The sequence below is a fragment of the Variovorax sp. BGA-UO-ETr-C22 genome, from assembly GCF_059567965.1.
Genome location: NZ_JCAQPA010000009.1, coordinates 176,445 through 194,327, shown reverse-complemented (window position 1 = coordinate 194,327; position 17,883 = coordinate 176,445). Strand labels below are relative to the sequence as shown.

Genomic DNA, 17,883 nt, shown 5'->3' with positions numbered 1-17,883 from the left:
TCGGGTGGGTATGGCCTCGATTCTTCTCTCTTCCATCAAATGAATGAATAGCCTCTACCGGATTTGACTGCTGCGTTTTCCGGTTTAATCGCGCCATGGATCGTTTCAAGGCCATGCAGACCTTCGTGCAGATTGCCGACCAGGGCAGCCTGACCCGCGCCGCCGAGGCGCTCGGCAGTTCGTTGCCCGCCGTGGTGCGCGCGCTCGCCGCGCTCGAGGCGCACCTGGGCGTGCGCCTGTTTCACCGCACCACGCGGCGCCTGTCACTCACCGAGGAGGGCCGCCACTACCTGCCGAGCGCGCGCGAGGTGCTGCTCGCAGCCGACGCCGCCGACCAAGCGCTGAAGGCCGAGGCGCGCGAGCCCGCCGGGCAGCTGGTCATCACCGCGCCGGTGCTGTTCGGCCACATGTACGTGGCGCCCGCCATCGTGCGTTTCATGCAGCGCCACGAGAAGGTGCGCTGCAGCGTGCGGCTGCACGACCGCACCGTGAACCTGCTCGAAGAGGGCATCGACGTCGGCATCCGCATCAGCCCGCTCGAAGACTCGTCGCTGGTGGCGCAGACGCTGGGCACCATCCGCCGCGTGGTGGTGGCCAGCCCCGCCTTCCTGGCGCAGCACGGCGTGCCGCGTCATCCGCGCGACCTGGCGGGTGCGCCCTGCGTGCGCGGGCGCATCGACGCACCGCCGCAATGGGCGTTCCGCGACGGCGGCAAGACCGTGCACGTGACGCCCGAGAACCGCCTGGAGTTCAACCACCTCGCGCCCGCCATCGAGGCCTGCGCCGCGGGCATGGGCTTCGGCACCTTCTTCTCCTACCAGGTGCTGCCGCACGTGGCGCAGGGCCGGCTGCAGCTGGTGCTCGAAGACTACGAGCCCGCGCCCCGGCCCGTGAGCGTGATCTACCCCAACGCGCGGCTGCTGCCGGCGCGCACGCGGGCCTTCATCGACTGGATGAAAAGCGAGTTCAGCGGCTTGCGCATGTAGCTGCTGCGCCAATCGGCCGGCTGCGTCAGAATGGCCGCGTGCCATCCCACACCACCCCCTCCTCGCCCTCTTCTTCGTCATCTTCCCCGTTGTTCCAGGTCCGTGGGCTGCGCAAGCGCTACGGCGAGACCACGGTCGTCGACGACCTCTCGTTCGAGATCGCGCCCGGCGAGTGCCTGGGCGTGATCGGGCCGAACGGCGCGGGCAAGACCACCACCATCCGCATGTGCCTGGGCCTCACCGCGCCCGACGGCGGCAGCATCGACGCGCTGGGCCTGCAGATGCCGCGCGACGCGCTGGCGATCAAGGCGCAGCTGGGCGTGGTGTCGCAGTTCGACACCCTCGACCCCGACTTCAGCTGCGCCGAGAACCTCGTGGTGTACGGCCGCTACTTCGGCTTCAGCAAGGCGCATGTGCGTGCACGCGTGCCGCAGCTGCTGGAGTTCGCCGCGCTCTCGCACAAGGCCGACGCCAAGCCCGGCGAGCTGTCGGGCGGCATGCGCCGGCGGCTGTCGCTGGCGCGCGCGCTGGTGAACGATCCCAAGTTGTTGCTGCTCGACGAGCCCACCACCGGCCTTGACCCACAGGCGCGGCACCTGATGTGGGAGCGGTTGCAGGTGCTGTTGCAGCAGGGCAAGTCGATCCTGTTGACCACGCACTTCATGGACGAGGCCGAGCGCCTGTGTTCGCGGCTGCTGGTGCTCGACCATGGCCGCAAGATCGCCGAAGGCCGGCCGCGCGACCTGATTGCCGAGCACCTGGAGCCTGATGTGGTCGAGGTGTACGGCAATGGGGCGCTGTCGCTGGCGGGGTCGGCCGAGCTGCAGGCGCTGGCTGCGCGCGTGGAGGTGAGCGGGGAGACGGTGTTCTTCTATACGCAGGATGCGCGGCGTCTGCTCGACGCGCTGACGCAGCACGGCGGGCTGCGCACTTTCCATCGGCCGGCCAATCTGGAAGATCTTTTCCTCAAGCTCACTGGCCGGCAGATTCGCCAGGATGGCTAGGCCTTCTTTATGAATACAACCACTGCTTCTTCTGCTGCTGTTTCTCCCGAGGCACCTGTGCCGCCTTCACCCTCTGTGTGGCGCGCGCCTGAACTGTCGATGCGATGGTGGCCGGTGTTTTTGCGCAACCTGCTGGTGTGGCGCAAGCTTGCCTTGCCGAGCCTGATCGGGAACATCGCGGAACCTCTGATCTGGCTCGTGGCGTTTGGCTACGGCATGGGCGCACTCGTCGGGCAGGTGACGGTGGATGGCACGCAGGTGCCGTACATCCTGTTCCTGGCGAGTGGGTCGATCTGCATGAGCGCGATGAATGCGGCGAGCTTCGAGGCGCTGTATTCGGCGTTTTCTCGGATGCATGTGCAGAAGACTTGGGACGGGATCATGAATGCGCCGGTGGGGCTGGATGACATCGTGCTTGCGGAGATGCTGTGGGCGGCGTTCAAGTCGATTTTTACTGTGACTGCGATCTTGTTTGTGATGCTTGGACTTGGGATCAGTCACAGCCCGAAGTTGATCGTGGCCTGGATGGTGTTGATCGGGTGTGGGATCACGTTTTCTTCTGTGGCGTTGATCTTCAATGCGTTGGCTAAGGGGTATGACTTTTTTACGTACTACTTCACGTTGTTCATGACGCCGATGATGTTTTTGAGTGGGGTGTTTTTTCCGCTGGAGCAGTTGCCTTCTGTGGTGCGTTCTGTTGCGGCTTGGTTGCCTTTGACGAATGCTGTTGCTTTGGTGCGGCCACTGTTCATGGATCGGTGGCCTGAAGGGTGGTGGGTGCATGCGGGTGTGTTGGTTGTGTATGCGGTTGTGGCTTTCTGGATTGCGTTGGCTTTGACTCGGAAGAGGTTTCGGGGGTAGCTCGTTGGGTCGGGTTTCTTTTGGGTTCCGAGGCCGGGTCTCGGCCCGGCGGCCGACCTACTTTTCTTTGCTTCGCCAAAGAAAAGTAGGCAAAAGAAAGGCGACCCTGCTGTCTGCGTCCCTCCGCTTCGCTACGGGCAACCTGCGGTGCTCACGTTTCGCGGGGTCTCGCCCAAACTCGCTTCGCTCAAACAAGGGCGAGCCCTGATCCGCGAAACGCTGCGCTCCTCGGCGCATACAGAAGGGATTGGGGAACCCCTCGGGCCATCGCTTCGCTCGGCCAGTGGGCCGCAGCAGGCGCTTCGCGCCTGCTGCGGCGGGGATTGGTCATGGCGTTGGTCCTTGCATGAGCGCATGCGTGTGCGTTCATACAGATGCGGATGTGCCCACCACCACGGCCACAGCCACCACGAGCACGAGCACGAGCACGAGCACGAGCACAGTCGTTGCATCCGGCTGTTGGAAATTCCCGGGCCGAGCGAAGCGACGGCCCGCCCGGTATCAAAGCCCCTCTGGCTGCGCCGAGGAGCGCAGCGTTTCGCGGATCAGGGCTCGCAGCTGTTTGAGCGAAGCGAGTTCTGCGAGACCCCGCGAAACGCGAGCACCGCAGGTTGCCCGTAGCGAAGCGGAGGGACGCAGACAGTGGGGTCGCCTTTTCTTTGCTTACTTTCTTTTGGCGAAGCAAAAGAAAGTGAGTCGCCCGCCGGGGCGAGACCCGGCCCCGGAAAGCAACCCCCAAAACCAATCCAAAACAACTACATTGCACACAATTCAATTGCAAACTACAATTCAACCCATGCCAACGAAACCCAACACAGACGACCTGCTCAAGCTAGACAACCAGCTCTGCTTCGCCGTCTACTCCGCCTCCTTGGCAATGACCCGTCTCTACAAGCCGTTGCTAGAAAAGCTCCAGCTCACCTACCCCCAATACTTGGTGATGCTCGCCCTCTGGGAGCAAGACGGCCCCACCGTCTCCGCCCTAGGCGAGCGTCTCTCGCTAGATTCCGGCACCCTCACCCCGCTCCTCAAGCGCCTCGAAGCCAACGGCTACGTAGCCCGAGTCCGCGACGTCGCAGACGAGCGCCGCGTCCACATCACGCTCACCACCGCAGGCCGCAAGCTCAAGTCCCGTGCTGCCAACGTCCCCGAGTGCCTCATGGCCGCCGCCGAATGCTCCGTCCCCGAGCTGATCGCCCTCACGCAGCAGATCCAGACCCTGCGCGACCGCATCCGCAAAGCCGCCTGACACACAAATCAGCCAGAGTTAGTTCCCCCGGCCTCCCCAGGAAGCCCTTTCACCCCCCCAAGCCCAAAGGAAATCACCATGACCACCAAGCTCGACAAAGTTCTCTACACCGCAGAAGCCCACACCGTCGGCGGCCGTGACGGCGCAGGCAAGTCCAGCGATGGCGCCATCGACGTCAAGCTGAGCTCGCCCGGCTCGGGCAAGCCCGGCACCAACCCCGAACAGCTGTTCGCGGTCGGCTACGCCGCCTGCTTCATCGGCGCCATGAAGGCCGTCGGCCCGAAGATCAGCGTCAAGGTGCCGGAAGAAGTCGCCATCGACTCGAAGGTCTCCCTCGGCCCGACGAACGGCGGCGCGGCCTACGGCATCTCGGTGCAACTGGCGATCTCGCTGCCCGGCCTGGACGACGCACAGAAGAAGCTGCTGGTCGACACGGCCCACCAGGTCTGCCCCTACTCGAACGCCACCCGCGGCAACATCGACGTGGAACTCACCATCGTCTGATTCCGCTCTGACGGTTTCACGAAAGAAAGCGCCCCGGCCCCAAGCCCGGGCGCTTTTTTCATGTCTGTCTCACGGGTGACGCCGAAACGCACGCCGAGATAGCGCCTTTCACCAAGCTTGGCTAATGTGGCCGCACGTCTCGCCCGTCCCGCCCCCCGTCTTCAACACACACCCGTGGAGATCGACCCCATGAGCACCACCCACCTCCTGATCCGCAAAGACCAGCTGGCCACCACGCGCCTGCACACCGACACCTCCGACCGGCCGCTGGCCGACGGCCAGGTGCGCGTGCGCATCGACAGCTTTGCGCTCACCTCCAACAACATCACCTACGCCGCCTTCGGCGATGCGATGAGCTACTGGCAGTTCTTTCCCTCCGAGGAAGAAGGCTGGGGCAGCATCCCGGTGTGGGGCTTCGCCAGCGTGGTGCAGTCGCAGCACCCGGGCGTGGCCGTGGGCGAAAGGATCTACGGCTACTGGCCGATGTCCACGAGCGCGGTGCTCAGCCCCGACCGGCTCTCGCCCTCGCGCTTCACCGACGCGGCGGCGCACCGCGCCGAGCTGCCCGCGGTCTACAACCAGTACTTCCGCTGCAACGCCGACCCGCTGTACACCACCGACACCGAAGACCTGCAGGCGCTGCTGCGCCCGCTGTTCATCACCTCGTGGCTGATCGACGACTTCATGGCCGACAACGACTTCTTCGGCGCCACCACCATGCTGCTGTCGAGCGCGTCGAGCAAGACGGCCTACGGCACGGCCTTCCAGCTGCACCAGCGCGACGGCATCGAGGTGGTCGGCCTCACCTCGCCCGCCAACGTGGCCTTCTGCCAGAGCCTGGGCTGCTACGACCGCGTGGTGACCTACGACGCGCTCGACACCATCGCGGCCGACACGCCGTGCGTGTACATCGACTTCGCCGGCAACGGCGAGCTGCGCACCGCGATCCACGAGCGCTTCACGAACCTCAAGTACAGCAGCTCGATCGGCGGCACGCACGTGGAGCAGCTCGCCGCCAAGGGCGCGGGCAAGAGCCTGACCGGCCCGCGCGCCACGCTGTTCTTTGCGCCGGCGCAGATAAAAAAGCGCACCACCGAATGGGGCGCCGACGAGTTCGGCCGGCGCATGGTGGCCGCATGGCACCGCTTCCTGGCCACGGTGACCGACACCAGCAACCCCTGGCTGCACACCGAGCACCACCACGGCGGCGAGGCGGTGCAGGCCGCCTACGCGCAGGTGCTGGCAGGCAAGGGCGACCCGCGCACCGGCCATATCCTTTCGCTTTACAAACAAGCGGGCGCTCGCTGACCCGCACGGGGCCCATGTGGCGACAATCGCCGCATGACCCCTTCTTCTGTCGCGCCCGCGAACACCCATCCTTACGAGAGCCTCACGCCCGACGTGGTGCTCGACGCGCTCGCGACACTCGGCCTGCACGGCGATGGCCGCCTCACCGGCCTGAACTCCTATGAAAACCGGGTCTACCAGGTGTTCCTGGAAGACCCGAATCCCCATCCTGCGGTGGTGCTCAAGTTCTACCGCCCCGGCCGCTGGAGCGAGGCAGAGATCCTCGAAGAGCACGCCTTCTCGCTCGAACTGGCCGCCGGCGAAGTGCCGGCCGTGCCGCCGCTGGCCTTCGACGGCAAGACGCTGCACCACCACGCCGGCTTTGCCTTCAGCGTGAGCCCCTACCGCGGCGGGCGCGCGCCCGAGCTGGACAACTTCGAGGTGCTTGAATGGGTGGGCCGCTTCCTGGCGCGCATCCACACGGTGGGCAGCGCCCAGCCCTTCGAGGCCCGCCCCGCGCTCGACCTGCAGACCTTCGGGCTGGACTCGCGCGACTGGCTGCTGGAGAACGACAAGATCCCGCTCGACATGCAGCGCGACTGGGAAAAGATCTGCAACGAGGCGCTGGACATGGTCCGCGCCACCGCCCTGGCGCTGCAGCCGCCGGCCTCCGACTTCAAGCCGCGCAAGCTGCGCCTGCACGGCGACGTGCACCCCGGCAACATCCTGTGGACGCCCACCGACCGCCCCGGCGGCGGCCCGCACTTCGTCGACCTGGACGACGCGCGCACGGGCTTCGCGGTGCAAGACCTGTGGATGCTGCTGTCGGGCGACCGCGCGCAGCGCACGGCGCAGCTGTCGGGCCTGCTCGACGGCTACGAGCAGTTCCGCGAATTCGACCGCCGCGAGCTGGCACTCATCGAGCCGCTGCGCACGCTGCGGCTCATCCACTACAGCGCCTGGCTGGCACGGCGCTGGGAAGACCCGATCTTCCCGATCAACTTCCCGTGGTTCGGCTCCAGCGACTACTGGAAGGGCCAGATCCTCGTGCTGGAAGACCAGTGCGAGCAGATGGCCGAAGAGCCCCTGTACGCCTGATCACCCGGCGGCGTTCGCGGCCAAGCTCTGCGCCACGCCTTCGAGCAGCCGCTCGACCAGCACATTGACCGGCCCGGTGCGCCACACGCCGTAAGCCTCCGACTGCGCCACCGCGCGGTCGAGCGGGCGGAACACCGCGCCGCGCAGCGCCGAGTGCCGCATCGCCTGCGGCACCAGCGCCACGCCCATGCCCTGCGACACCAGCGACACCACGGCCAGCCAGTGCCGCACCTCGTGGCGCACCTCGGGCAAGAAACCCGCCTCGGCGCAGATCGACAGGATGCGCTCGTGGTAATCGGGTGAGGCCTCGCGCGAGAACAGCACGAAGGGCTGCGCGCGCAGGTCGGCCGGCGCCAGCACGCGCTTGCGCGCCAGCGCATGGCCCGCGGGCAGGCAGGCCACGAAGGGCTCCGACAGCAGCAGCCGGTGCTGCAGCTCGGCCGGCATGCGGCTGGTGTGGACAAAGCCCAGGTCGAGCCGGTCGTGCAGCAGCTCGGCGATCTGCACGCCCGAATTGAGTTCGCTGAGCGTGATGCGCACCGCCGGATGCCGCGCCTGGAACGCGCGCAGCGCGGGCGGCAGGCCGCGGTAGAGCATGGCGCCCACGAAGCCGATGCGCAGCCGGCCCGCCGAGCCGGTGGCCACGTCGCGCGCCTCCAGCGCGGCCTCTTCGGCCTGCAGCAGCACGCGCCGCGCCGACACGCGCAGCGCCTCGCCCGCGGGCGTGAGCCGCACCTCCTTGCTGTTGCGCTCGAACAGGCGCGCGCCCACCGAGTCTTCGAGCTGGCGGATCGCCACCGACAGCGGCGGCTGCGAAATGGCCAGCCGCCGCGCGGCACGCCCGAAGTGCAGCTCTTCGGCGAGCACGGAGAAGTAGCGCAGGTGCCGCAGTTCCATGAATAGTCAAATCAAATCGTACGAGACCAAATCAATATTAGACACGGATCGTTGCCAACTCAACAATGCGGCGAACCAGGAGACGCCCGCATGCCTACATCCGCAGCCGCAGCCGCCGCGCACCCCACCGCGCACCCGATCCCCGATCGCCACGGCCAGAACCTCTTCACCACCGACACCGAGCTGCACACGCTGCTCGCGCTGTACCTGCCCGAGGCCCTGCGCACGCACATGCGCCCGCACTTCGAGCGCCTGGGCGGCCTGGCGGGCGGCCTGCTGGACGACCTGGCCGGCACCGCCGACCGCAACCCGCCCACGCTGAAGCAGCGCACGCGCACCGGCATCGACGAGCAGAAGGTCATCAAGCACCCGGCCTATGTCGAGATGGAGCGCCTGGCGCTCAGCGAGTTCGGCCTGGCCGCCATCTCGCACCGCGACGAGACGCTGGGCTGGAGCGGCAAGATGCCACCGCTGGTCAAGTACGTGCTGACCTACCTGTTCGTGCAGGCCGAGTTCGGCCTGTGCTGCCCGGTCTCGATGACCGACTCGCTCACGCGCACGTTGAAGAAGTTCGGCGCGCCCGAGCTGGTCGCCAAGTACCTGCCGCGCCTGACCTCGCTCGACTTCGACGAACTCGCGCAGGGCGCGATGTTCATGACCGAGCAGGCCGCCGGCTCCGACATCGCCGCCACCGCCACCACCGCGCAGCGCCAGGCCGACGGCAGCTGGCGCCTGGCCGGCGACAAGTGGTTCTGCTCCAACCCCGACGCCGGCTTTGCGATGGTGCTGGCGCGCGCCGACGACGCGCCCGCGGGCATGAAGGGCGTGTCGCTGTTCCTGCTGCCGCGCGAACTCGACGACGGCAGCCTCAACCACTACCGCATCATCCGCCTGAAGGACAAGCTGGGCACGCGCTCGATGGCCAGCGGCGAGATCCGCCTCGAAGGCGCGGTGGCCTACCTCGTGGGCGAGGAAGGCCGCGGCTTCCAGCAGATGGCCGACATGGTCAACAACTCGCGCCTGTCCAACGGCGTGCGCTCCGCCGGCCTGATGCGCCGCGCGGTGGCCGAGGCCGAGTACATCGCCTCCGAACGCCGCGCCTTCGGGCGCGCGCTCGAGCAGATGCCGCTGATGCAGCGCCAGCTCGACAAGCTGCGCGTGCCGTCCGAGCAGGCCCGCACCATGGTCTGCCAGACCGCGCAGGCGCTCGCGCGCTCCGACGCCGGCGAGCCCGATGCGTATGCGCTGCTGCGCATCCTCACGCCGCTCATCAAGTTCCGCGCGTGCCGCGATGCGCGCCAGGTGACGGGCGATGCGATGGAAGTGCGCGGCGGCTGCGGCTACATCGAGGAGTGGAGCGACCCGCGCCTCGTGCGCGACGCGCACCTGGGCTCGATCTGGGAAGGCACCAGCAACATCGTGGCGCTGGACGTGATCCGCGCCGTGAAGCGCGAAGGCTCGCTGCCCGTGCTGCGCGCGCACGTCGAGTCACTGATCAGTAACGCCACCGAGCTCACGCCGGCCTTTGCCGCCGCGCTGCGCGACACCATGGCGCGCGCCTGCGCCCTGGCCGAGACCGCCGCGCGCGAAGGCGGCGACGTGCTCGCGCGCCAGGCCGCCTCGGCCCTGTACCACTGCACCAGCGCCGCCGCGATGGCCTGGGAGGCCTCGGCCGGCGGCTCCGCCGCGCGCCTGCGCTGGGCCCAGCTGGTGCTGCTGCACCGCGTGCTGCCGCGCGATCCGCTGGCGCCCGACGCATTGCCCGCCGACTGGCATGCCGCGCTCGTGCGCACGGCCGCCTGAGCCCCTTTTTCGAGAACAACGGAGACAACCACCCATGCGACAACGACTCAGCCTCCTCCTGGGCACCGCCTGCGCCGCGCTGCTGCTGGCAGCCACGCCCGCCGCGCAGGCCCAGCCCGGCGCCTTCCCGACCAAGCCCATGACGCTGGTCGTGCCCTTCCCGCCCGGCGGCCCGACCGACGCGATGGCACGCACGCTGGCCGCCGAGCTGCGCGACAAGCTCGGCCAGCCCATGATCGTGGAGAACCGCGCGGGCGCGGGCGGCAACATCGGCGCCGACTACGTGGCGCGCGCCGAGGCCGACGGCCACACGCTGCTGTTCGGCACCTCGGGCCCGCTGGCCATCAACGTGAGCCTGTACCGGAAGATCAGCTACGACCCGACCAGGAGCTTCGCGCCCGTGATCCAGGTCGGCTACCTGCCGAACATCCTGGTGGTGAACCCGGCCCTGCCGGTGAAGAACGTGGCCGAGCTGGTCGCCTATGCCAAAGCCAACCCGGGCAAGCTCAGCTACGCCTCGTCGGGCAACGGCGCCTCGTCGCACCTGGCGGGCGTGCTGTTCAACTCGGTGGCCGGCACCGACCTGCTGCACGTGCCCTACAAGGGCACGGGTCCGGCGCTCAACGACCTGCTGGGCAACCAGGTCAGCATGACCTTCACCGACATCCTCACCGCGCTGCCCTACGTCAAGGCCGGCAAGCTGCGCGCACTCGGCGTGGCCACCTCGGCCCGCTCGCAGGCGCTGCCCGAGGTGCCGACCCTCACCGAGCAGTTGCACAAGCCCTACGACGTGAGTGTGTTCTTCGGCATCGTCGCGCCCGCCGGCACGCCGGCCGACCGCGTGACCAAACTCAACCACGCGTTCGCCGAGGTGCTCAACTCGCCGAAGGTCAAGCAGATGTTCGCCGCGCAGGGCCTGGAAGCCACGGCGGACACCTCGCCGCAGAAGCTCGCGCAGTTCATCGGCAGCGAAACGGCCAAGTGGAAGGACGTGGTGAAGAAGTCCGGCGCGCAGCTCGACTGACCGCCACGACGCACAAGAAAAAATAAGGAGACAAGAAGATGAAAACGCAACGGCTGTCACGCCTGCTCGCCCTCGCCGCGCTGTTCACCGCAGCCGGCGCCGCCATGGCCGAAACCTACCCGCAACGCCCCGTCACGCTGATCGTTCCGTACGCCGCGGGCGGCCCCACCGACCAGCACCTGCGCGCCGTGGCAGAAGAAGCCGGCAAGGCCCTCGGCCAGCCCGTGGTGCTCGACAACCGCCCCGGCGCGAGCGGCACCAACGGCGCCGCCGCGCTGGTGCGCGCCGCGCCCGACGGCTACACGCTGGCCGTGCTGCCGGCCTCGGTGTACCGCGAGCCCTTCATCAACAAGGTGGCCTTCGACCCCGCGCGCAGCTTCTCGTACGTGGTGATGCTGTCCGACTACACCTTCGGCCTCGCCGTGAAGGCCGACGCACCGTGGAAGACCTGGCAGGACTTCGCGGCCGATGCCGCGCGCCGCCCGGGCAAGCTCAACGTGGGCGCCACCGGTGCGGTCGGCACGCCGCGCATCGTGATGGACGAGGCCGCCGAGATGGCGAAGGTCCAGCTCAACATGGTGCCCTTCAAGGGCGACGCCGAAGTCACCAACGCCATCCTCGGCGGCCACATCGACGCCGCGCCGCTCTCGGGCGTAGCCGTGCCGCACATCGACGCGGGCAAGATGCGCTACCTCGTGATGCTCACGCCGCAGCGCGTCAAGCGCTACCCGCAGGTGCCCACGCTGCGCGAACAGGGCGTGGACGCGGTCATCGATTCGCCCTACGGCATCGCCGGCCCGGCCGGCATGGACCCGGCGCGCGTGAAGACCGTGCACGACGCCTTCCGCAAGGCCTTGGCATCGCCCGCCGGCCTGCGCGTGCTGGAGCAGCTGAACCAGCAGGCCAACGCGATGGACCCCGAGCAGTACCGCCGCTACGCGCTGGCCACCACCGCGCGCGAGAAGGAGCGCGTGGCGCGCCTGCGCCAGCGCGGCCTGCTCGACTGATCACGGAGTGCGCCGCATGCAGGACCCCGCTTTCATCGACGAGCCGACCGGCGTGCTGTTCGGCCTGCCCATGCCGATGGCGCGCGCCTTCGCGCTGCGCGGCGAAGCCATCGGCGACGAGCGCGCGCGCGTGCGCATGCCCTACAGCGCCGACCACACCAACAGCCGCGGCGACATGCACGGCGGCGCGATCGCCGTGCTGTTCGACTGCGCGCTCTCCAGCGCCGTGCGCTCGCACGCGCCCACGGCCTTCGGCGTGGTCACCGTCGACATCACGGTGCACTACACCGCGCCCTGCGCCGGCGACGTGATCGCCGCCGCCGTGTGCGAGCGACGCGGCCGTGCGATGTGCTTCGCGCGCGGCGAGGCGCGCAACGCCGACGGCGAGCTGCTCGCGCTGGCCACCGGCACCTTCAAGCTGGTGCCGCGCACCGCTCCCTCTTCTTCCGAGTCCACCCCATGACCACCGCCCCTTCTTCGACCGGCGCCCTCGCGGGCATCCGCGTGCTCGACATCTCGCGCATCCTCGGCGGCCCCTACTGCGGCCAGATCCTCGGTGACCACGGCGCCGACGTGCTCAAGGTCGAGCCGCCGCAGGGCGACGACACGCGCACCTGGGGCCCGCCCTTCAAGGAAGGCGTGGCCTCGTACTACCACGGCCTGAACCGCAACAAGCGCGTGCAGCACCTGGACTTCTCGACCGAGGAAGGCCGCGAGGCGCTGCTGGCGCTCGTGGCCGAGGCCGACGTGCTGATCGAGAACTTCAAGACCGGCACGATGGAGCGCTGGGGCATCGGCTACGAGACGCTGTCGCAGCGCTTTCCGCGCCTGGTGTGGTGCCGCGTGTCGGGCTTCGGCGCCGACGGCCCGCTGGGCGCGCTGCCGGGCTACGACGCCGCCGTGCAGGCCATGACCGGCATCATGAGCATCAACGGCGAGGCCGACGGCGGCCCGCTGCGCGTGGGCCTGCCGGTGGTCGACATGGTGACGGGGTTGAACGCGGTGATCGGCGTGCTGCTCGCGCTGCAGGAGCGCAACCGCAGCGGACGCGGCCAGTTCGTGGAGGCGGCGCTGTACGACAGCGGTCTCTCGCTGCTGCACCCGCACGCGGCCAACTGGTTCATGGACGGCACGGCGCCGCGCCGCACCGGCAACGCGCACCCCAACATCTACCCCTACGACGCACTGGCCACGGGCACCGACCCGATCTTCGTGGCCGTGGGCAACGACCGCCAGTTCGCGAGCTTCTGCCGCTGCATCGGCCTGCCCGCGCTGGCCGACGACCCGCTGTACCGCACCGCCGGCGCGCGCTCGGTGAACCGCGACGGCCTCAAGCAGCAACTCGAAGCCGCGCTCGCCGCCTTCGACGGCCGCACGCTGGTCGACCAGCTGATGGCCGCCGGCGTGCCCGCCGCGCCCGTGCTGCCGGTGGCGGCCGCGCTGCAGCATCCGCACACGCTGCACCGCGAGATGGTGGTGGAGATGGAAGGCGGCTACCGCGGCATCGGCGCGCCCGTGAAGCTCAGCCGCACGCCGGCCAGCTACCGCCATGCGCCGCTGACGCCGGGCGATTCCTTCCTGCCGAGCGACGACAGCGCAGCGCGCTGACCTGTTCAATCCAGCGAGAGCTTGAGCGCGCGGATCAGCGGGTGCCAGCGCGCCGACTCGCGCGCCAGCAGGGTCTCGAACTCGGCCGGCGTGCCGCCCACCGGCTCGACGCCGGCCTCGGCGAGGCGGCGCTGCACCGCCGGGTTGTGCAGGGCGCTGGCCACCGCGCGCTGCAGCCGCGCCACCACCTCGGGCGGCGTGCCCGCGGGCGCCACGAGGCCGTGGAAGATCGCAGCCTCGACCTTCGGCAGGCCCAGTTCCGCAAAGGTCGGCACGCCCGGCCATTGCGCCAGGCGCGCAGGGTTCGCCACCGCCAGCACGCGCAGCCGGCCGCCCTGGATGAAGCGGCGCGCCGTGGCGAGCTCGCCCATCGCGAACGGCAACTGCCCGCCCGCCACCTCGACCAGCGCGGGCCCGGCGCTGCGGTAGGGCACATGCACCATCTCCAGCCCGGCCTCGCGCGCGAGCAATTCCATCGCGAGGTGCTGCGCGCTGCCGTTGCCGGCCGACGCAAAACTGAAGCGGCCCGGAAAGGCACGCGCGTCCTCGATGAAGGCACGCGCATCGCGCACGCCGCTGGCCGGGCCCACCAGCAGCACCATCGGCAGCCGCACCAGCTGCGTGACCGGCGTGAAATCGCGCGACGGGCTGTAGCTCAGGCTGCGGTACAGCGCCGGGTTGAACACCCACATGCCGTTGTCGGCCGACAGCACGGTGTGGCCGTCGGCCGGCGCACGCGCGGCCTCGAGGGCGGCGAGCGCGGTGTTGCCGCCGGGCCGGTTCTCGATCTGCACCGGCTGGCCCGTGTCGATGGTGAGCTGGGCGCCGATGGCGCGCGCGACGACATCGGCAATCGCGCCCGTCGGGAAGGGCACGATCCAGCGGATCGGGCGCGCGGTGTCGTCGGAGGGCTGCGCCCATGCCGTGCCCGCCACCAGACCCACCAGACCCAGCGACGCGGCCAGCCGCCGTCGCTTCAGGTCGGGCAGGCGGCGCGGCGTCACGGGGCGGCCCGGCTGGTCTTCAGGCCCTGCCCCGCGGCCCAGGTCGACACGTCCTCGCGCTTGATGGCCGCGGCCATGAGGCCCGGGAACGCATCGGGCGTGCAGGCGAACGAGGGCACGCCCAGCGCCGCGAGCTTGGCGGCCAGGTCGCGGTCGTACGAGGGCGCGCCCTCGTCGCTGAGCGCCAGCAGCGCGATGAACTGCACGCCCGCCTCCACCAGCTGGTGGGCGCGGCGCAGCAGGCCGTCTTCCACGCCGCCTTCGTACAGGTCGGAGATGAGGATCAGGATGGTGTTGCGCGGCTCGCGCACCAGCGTCTGGCAGTAGCCCACGGCGCCGTTGATGTCGGTGCCGCCGCCCAGCTGCACGCCGAACAGCAGGTCGACCGGGTCTTGCAGCTGCTCGGTCATGTCGACCACGGCGGTGTCGAACACCACCAGCTTGGTCGACACCGCCGGCAGGCTCGCCATCACCGCGCCGAAGATGCTCGAATAGACCACCGACGCGGCCATGGAGCCGCTCTGGTCGATGCACAGGATCACTTCGCGCTGCGGCTGGCGCGCCTTGCGCCCGTAGCCCACCAGCGTCTGCGGCACCACCGTGCAGTATTCGGGCTGCCAGTGGCGCAGGTTGGCGCGGATGGTGCGGTGCCAGTCGATCTCCGAATGGCGCGGGCGGCGGTTGCGCTGGCTGCGGTTGAGCGCGCCGCTCACGGCGCTGCGCATCGGTTCCTCGAGCTTCTTCATGAGCTCGTCGACCACCTTGCGCACCACGGCGCGCGCCGTGTCCTTGGTGCCGGCCGGGATCACGCTCGCCAGCGCCACGAGGTTGGCCACCAGGTGCACGTCGGGTTGCGCGTTCTCGAGCATCTCGGGCTGCAGCAGCATCTGGCGCAGGTTCAGGCGCTCCATCGCATCGCGCTGCATCACCTGCACCACCTGGCTCGGAAAGTACTTGCGGATGTCGCCGAGCCAACGGGCCACGCTGGGCGCCGAATCGCCCCGGCCGCCGCGCTGCCCGCCCTGGCCGAGGCCGCGCCGGCCGTCGGCTTCGTAGAGCGCGGCCAGCGCCTGGTCGATCTCGCGCACGCGGCCTTCGATGGCGCCGCAGCTGGCGTTGGCCTCGCTGCCGAGCACGAGGCGCCAGCGTTGCAGGCGGTCGGTGGGCGGCAGGGTGTCGTCTTCCATCGGATTCGCGCTCATGCCTTCACTCCCAGCAGTTCCCGCAGCAGCGGCAGCGCGAGCACCGCGCGTGATTCGTCCCAGTCGGTGGCGGCCACGGCGGACGGCAAAGTGCCGCCGACCGCACCGCGTTTGGCGCGTTCGCCGAGCGCGCGCCGGTCGGCGCCCGAGAAGTCCGCGAAGCTGCGTCGCACCAGCGGCAGCACCTGCACGAAGTGCTCCTCGCCGAGCCCCGCGAGCCAGCCGTCGACCAGCGACCACACGGCATCGTCGTGCAGCAGCACCATCGCGTTGCGGTTGAGAAAGCCTTCGAGCCAGGCCGCCGCATCGGTGGGCGGTGCGCCGGCCGAGAGGTTGCGCGCGAGTTGCTGCGAGGCGCCATCGCTGTCGATCTGCGCATCGTCGAGCAGCAGCCGGCAGCTCACGCCACGCAGCAGCGGCGCGCCGGTTTCGCCGAAGGCGATGGATCGCAATGCGTTGCGCCAGGCGGTGGTCGTTTCTTCGCCGTCGCGCAGGCGCACCGCGTCGTGTGCGCCGATGAGGCGGGTGCGCAGCGACTCGGCGGCTTCGGCGTCGAGCGCGCCGCACGCGATCGGCAGGCCGATGGCGCCGCGCACGATGAGGCTGTCGAGCACGTGCGAGAGCAGCGCGCTGTCGGTCTGGCGCACGCTGCCGTAGCGGAACACGTTGGCCAGCGGCGGCACGGCGCCGATGAGCTGCACGGCGTCGCCGGTGAGCGCGGCGCGGTCTTCGAGCGCGCGGGTCACGGCCTGCACGGCCACGGGCAGGTCGGCCAGCAGCACGGTGTCGACCTGCTCGGCCAGTGCGGTGAGCGAGGTCTCGGCCGCGAGCCCTTCCATCACGCGCGCGCTGGCGGCATGCGCCACGGTGGCACCGAAGCGGCTGGCCTCGATGACGCGCAGCGCGAACTCGGGCTGCCACTGCAGCTGCCACACCTCGTGGAAGGTGCCGCGGCTCGCGCGCTGGCCCGCGGTGACCTCGCCCCACGGCAGGTCGAGCAGGCGCAGGCGGTGCAGCAAGTGGCTGCGTGCCAGGTCGTTGGGCTGGCGCAGGTCGAGGTCGAGCGTCTTCGCGGTGGCCTCGGGCTTCAGGCGCAGGCTCTTCTGTGCCTGTTCGAGGTCGCGCTGCAGCGGCACGGTGGGCACGTCGGCCGGCACCTGGCCCATGCGGTCGCCGACCGTGAGGCGCTCGCGGATGAGCGTGAGCGGCGCCTGCTCGCCCATGCAGATCACGCTGCGCACGGCCTCGTCGAGCTCAGGCAGGCCGGGCGCGGGGCGCTCGCGCAATGCAGCCAGCGTGTCGGCCAGGCGCGTGGCTTCGATGAGGTGGGCGGAGGAGCAGTCGAGGTCGTGCTCGCGCAGCAAGCGCGCGACGCGGGCGAGCCAGCCGGTGCTGCGCCCCGCCACCTCGTGCCCCTGCTGCCACAGGTGTTCGTACCAGCCCGGCGAATCGATGCCCGCGCCGTAGCCGCTGGCGCTCGTGAGGTGCCGGTAGGTCCACGGCACCCAGGTCGCGAGCACCTTGAGCTTGGGCAGACCCTTGAGCAGCGCCGCATCGGCCTTGGCGGTGGCCGCGCCCTGCAGCGCGGGCACGTGCCAGGCGCCGCACACGACGGCGATGCGCTGGTGGCCGGCCTTGACGGCCTCGCGGATCGATTGCCGCATGAAGGCTTCGCGCCGCTGCTCGCGTTCCATCGCGCGCACGCCGCGCCGGTCTTCGGGCGTTTCGGCGCGCACGGCGGTCATGGCTTCGGCGATGGCGCCGAACAGGTCTTCGCCGTCGCCGCGCTCCTCGACCATGTGGTTCCACCAGCTCTCGCCGTCGGCATAGCCGGCGGCATGGGCGAGCCAGTCGAAGGGGTCGTCGGGCAGCGTGTTGACGGCCTGTTCTTCCTCGGGTTCGTCGACGGTTTCGGCGACGGGCACCGTGTCGGTCTCGTCATCGCCGAGTGGTGTGTCTTCAGGCTCTGCGGCCTTGGCCTCATCGGCCGTGCGCGCAGCCTGCTCGATCGCCATGCGGTGCGCCTGCGGCAGGTCGATGAAGCGCGTGGGCACGCCGCGCGCGGCGCCCCACTGCAGCGCCTGCCATTCGGGCGAGAAGGTGGCGAAAGGATAGAACGCGGCCAGGCCGGTGTCCTCGCTCGCGTGGATCAGCACCGCCACCGGCGGTTGCAGGTCGGCGTGCGCCAGGAAGGACAGCAGCGGCTCGGCCTCGGGCGGGCCCTCGACGAGGATGCAGTCGGGCTGCAGCGACTCGAAGGCGCGCAGCAGGCTGCGCGCACAGCCGGGGCCGTGGTGGCGGATGCCGAAGTAGTGCAGCGGCGAAGGCGCCGCGCTCGTGCTCATGCGC

General features: G+C 69.6%; 16 protein-coding genes. 12 read left to right on the top strand and 4 right to left on the bottom strand.

The window, feature by feature from the left end:
• Positions 1–95 precede the first annotated feature (95 nt).
• The 7 genes from AC57B8_RS10435 to AC57B8_RS10405 all read left to right on the top strand — a co-directional run bounded on the left by AC57B8_RS10435 (position 96) and on the right by AC57B8_RS10405 (position 6,989).
• Positions 96–986 (top strand): LysR family transcriptional regulator, encoded by an 891-nt coding sequence (locus AC57B8_RS10435; RefSeq protein ID WP_496479575.1) that lies wholly within the window; start codon positions 96–98, stop codon positions 984–986.
• 38 nt (positions 987–1,024) lie between these two features.
• Positions 1,025–1,990 carry an ATP-binding cassette domain-containing protein gene (locus AC57B8_RS10430; RefSeq protein ID WP_235926963.1) on the top strand — a complete coding sequence of 322 codons (966 nt, stop codon included), beginning with the start codon at positions 1,025–1,027 and terminating at the stop codon, positions 1,988–1,990.
• A 9-nt stretch (positions 1,991–1,999) separates the two neighbouring features.
• Positions 2,000–2,851: an ABC transporter permease gene (locus AC57B8_RS10425; protein WP_369645486.1), complete on the top strand. Its 852-nt coding sequence runs from the start codon at positions 2,000–2,002 to the stop codon at positions 2,849–2,851.
• A 796-nt stretch (positions 2,852–3,647) separates the two neighbouring features.
• Complete coding sequence (locus tag AC57B8_RS10420) at positions 3,648–4,100, top strand: MarR family winged helix-turn-helix transcriptional regulator (protein WP_095950280.1); 453 nt, start codon at positions 3,648–3,650, stop codon at positions 4,098–4,100.
• 78 nt (positions 4,101–4,178) lie between these two features.
• A complete protein-coding gene (locus AC57B8_RS10415) occupies positions 4,179–4,604 on the top strand; it encodes an organic hydroperoxide resistance protein (RefSeq protein WP_062481095.1) in 426 nt (141 codons plus the stop codon).
• Between the two features lie 189 nt (positions 4,605–4,793).
• On the top strand, positions 4,794–5,912 hold the full coding sequence (locus AC57B8_RS10410) for a DUF2855 family protein (protein ID WP_095950337.1): 1,119 nt from the start codon (positions 4,794–4,796) through the stop codon (positions 5,910–5,912).
• Positions 5,913–5,945: 33 nt separating this feature from the next.
• Entirely contained in the window at positions 5,946–6,989 is a 1,044-nt protein-coding gene (locus AC57B8_RS10405) for a serine/threonine protein kinase (protein WP_496479574.1), read from the top strand.
• On the opposite strand, the gene AC57B8_RS10400 is transcribed toward AC57B8_RS10405, so the two are convergent.
• Positions 6,990–7,886, bottom strand: a complete 897-nt coding sequence (locus tag AC57B8_RS10400; protein ID WP_496479573.1) for a LysR family transcriptional regulator — start codon at positions 7,884–7,886, stop codon at positions 6,990–6,992.
• Positions 7,887–7,976: 90 nt separating this feature from the next.
• Between AC57B8_RS10400 and AC57B8_RS10395 the strand changes: the two genes are divergently transcribed.
• The 5 genes from AC57B8_RS10395 to AC57B8_RS10375 are packed head-to-tail and all read left to right on the top strand — an operon-like array spanning position 7,977 to position 13,328.
• A complete protein-coding gene (locus AC57B8_RS10395; RefSeq protein WP_496479572.1) occupies positions 7,977–9,689 on the top strand; it encodes an acyl-CoA dehydrogenase family protein in 1,713 nt (570 codons plus the stop codon).
• Between the two features lie 34 nt (positions 9,690–9,723).
• A complete protein-coding gene (locus AC57B8_RS10390) occupies positions 9,724–10,713 on the top strand; it encodes a tripartite tricarboxylate transporter substrate-binding protein (protein ID WP_492683637.1) in 990 nt (329 codons plus the stop codon).
• Positions 10,714–10,751: 38 nt separating this feature from the next.
• Entirely contained in the window at positions 10,752–11,720 is a 969-nt protein-coding gene (locus AC57B8_RS10385; protein ID WP_496479571.1) for a tripartite tricarboxylate transporter substrate binding protein, read from the top strand.
• Between the two features lie 16 nt (positions 11,721–11,736).
• Complete coding sequence (locus AC57B8_RS10380; protein ID WP_496479570.1) at positions 11,737–12,183, top strand: PaaI family thioesterase; 447 nt, start codon at positions 11,737–11,739, stop codon at positions 12,181–12,183.
• Complete coding sequence (locus tag AC57B8_RS10375) at positions 12,180–13,328, top strand: CaiB/BaiF CoA transferase family protein (RefSeq protein WP_139700467.1); 1,149 nt, start codon at positions 12,180–12,182, stop codon at positions 13,326–13,328. Before AC57B8_RS10380 ends, AC57B8_RS10375 begins: the two co-directional genes overlap by 4 nt.
• Positions 13,329–13,333: 5 nt before the next feature.
• Here AC57B8_RS10375 and AC57B8_RS10370 read toward each other — a convergent pair whose 3' ends face one another.
• The 3 genes from AC57B8_RS10370 to AC57B8_RS10360 are packed head-to-tail and all read right to left on the bottom strand — an operon-like array spanning position 13,334 to position 17,879.
• A complete protein-coding gene (locus AC57B8_RS10370) occupies positions 13,334–14,332 on the bottom strand; it encodes a Bug family tripartite tricarboxylate transporter substrate binding protein (protein ID WP_496479569.1) in 999 nt (332 codons plus the stop codon).
• Entirely contained in the window at positions 14,329–15,534 is a 1,206-nt protein-coding gene (locus AC57B8_RS10365; RefSeq protein WP_496479568.1) for a VWA domain-containing protein, read from the bottom strand. The genes AC57B8_RS10370 and AC57B8_RS10365 overlap by 4 nt, the downstream gene beginning before the upstream one ends.
• Positions 15,531–17,879 carry a DUF5682 family protein gene (locus AC57B8_RS10360; RefSeq protein ID WP_496479567.1) on the bottom strand — a complete coding sequence of 783 codons (2,349 nt, stop codon included), beginning with the start codon at positions 17,877–17,879 and terminating at the stop codon, positions 15,531–15,533. The genes AC57B8_RS10365 and AC57B8_RS10360 overlap by 4 nt, the downstream gene beginning before the upstream one ends.
• Positions 17,880–17,883: the final 4 nt, after the last annotated feature.